General features: G+C 81.0%; 1 protein-coding gene and 1 pseudogene. Both read left to right on the top strand.

Features of this window, described 5'->3' with window-relative positions:
- Window positions 1-240 precede the first annotated feature (240 nt).
- Complete coding sequence (locus tag ABD317_RS36865) at window positions 241-1,209, top strand: ComEA family DNA-binding protein (protein WP_344296422.1); 969 nt, start codon at window positions 241-243, stop codon at window positions 1,207-1,209.
- Window positions 1,196-1,443: pseudogene (locus tag ABD317_RS36860) on the top strand (hypothetical protein); the annotation flags it as partial. The gene ABD317_RS36865 and the pseudogene ABD317_RS36860, both read left to right, overlap by 14 nt.

Raw genomic sequence — 1,443 nt, 5'->3', positions numbered from 1 at the left:
GCGGGCGGGCCGGGGCGGCCGCGGCGGCGGGTGGTGGAGGAGAGTCCGCAGGCGGCACGCACGCCGCGTGAGCGCCTGCGGGACAGAGCGACGACGATGCTCGCGCCCCCGTCCCCCTCCCCGCCCCTGCCCCCGCGATCCCGCCGCGCGCCGACCGGCCCGGCGCCGCCGCTGCGCTGGTCGAGCCAGGACCCGCCGCGGTTTCCGGCAGGCCCGGGGCGTACGGCACCGGGCGGGCGCGTGGAGCGGGGCCGGAAGGGCACGGCGGCCCCGGCGCCGGAGTCCGCCGCCGTCCCCGCGCCGGACTCCTCAGCCGCCGCCGCTTCCGTCCCGGTGCCCGCTTCCTCCGGTGGACCCGCCGCCGCCCCCGCCGACTCGGCGGCCTCCGCGCCGGAGTCCGCCCCTGTCGCCGCGCCCGCTTCCGCCCGCCGGCGGGAGGCCGGTGACGGGGACGAACCGCCCGCGGGCGAGGAGGAGATGGGGCGGCGGGAGCGGTGGTGGACCGCGGTGCGGGAGCGGTTGCCGGTGTGGATCCGGCTGCGGTGCGGGCTGGAGCCCGCGACGTGCGCGGCCCTGGCGCTGGTGCTCGTCGCCGGGGTCGCCCTCGCCGCGTACCACTTCTGGTCCGGCCGGCCCCAGCCCGTGCAGGCCCCGGAGACAGGCGGTTCCGTGCCACCGACGGCCGCGGCGGCCGCGGAAGCGGCGGAGGAGTCCGGCACCGGTACGGCGGCCGGGCCGAAGGTGGTCGTGGACGTGGTCGGCAAGGTGCGCGAGCCCGGTGTCCACCGGCTGCCCGCCGGGTCGCGGGTCGAGGACGCGTTACGCGCCGCCGGCGGCGTCCGCCCCGGCGCGGAGGCGGACGGCCTCAACCGGGCCCGGCCGCTGGTCGACGGCGAGCAACTCGTCGTCGGCGCGCCGCAGACGACGGCACCGGGCGCGCCGGGCGCACCGCCCGCGCCGCCGGTCAGCGGTGCGAGTCCGCCGACGGGCGGGGGCGCGCCCGCGGCCGGACCGACGGCGGTGCTCAGCCTCAACTCGGCGACGCCGGACCAGCTGGACGCGCTGCCGGGCATCGGCCCCGTGCTGGCCCAGCACATCATCGACTACCGCGACCAGAACGGCGGCTTCACCGACATCGAGCAGCTCCGCGAGGTGAACGGCATCGGCGACAGCCGCTTCGCGGACCTCCGTCCCCATGTCCGGCCGTGACCCCGCCCGCAGCACGACCACCGCCGCGGCACCCGGGCGGCGTCCGGCGCCACGGGAACGTCGCGGAGCGCGGGGCGGAGCGGCGGACGCACCGCGGCGGCGCGGGGCGGCGTTCTCGTCCCGCGCGGCGGGAGCGGCGGGGGAGGGGCCGACCGATCTGCGGCTGGTGCCACCGGCGTTGGCCGCCTGGGCGGCGGCGGCGCTGGCGCTGGTCGGCGTCGGCGCCGCCGTGCC

The sequence above is a fragment of the Streptomyces synnematoformans genome (assembly GCF_039531005.1).
Taxonomy (GTDB): Bacteria; Actinomycetota; Actinomycetes; order Streptomycetales; family Streptomycetaceae; genus Streptomyces; species Streptomyces synnematoformans.
Note: the sequence above shows the minus strand (reverse complement) of the source record. Positions and strands in the feature narration are given on the sequence as shown.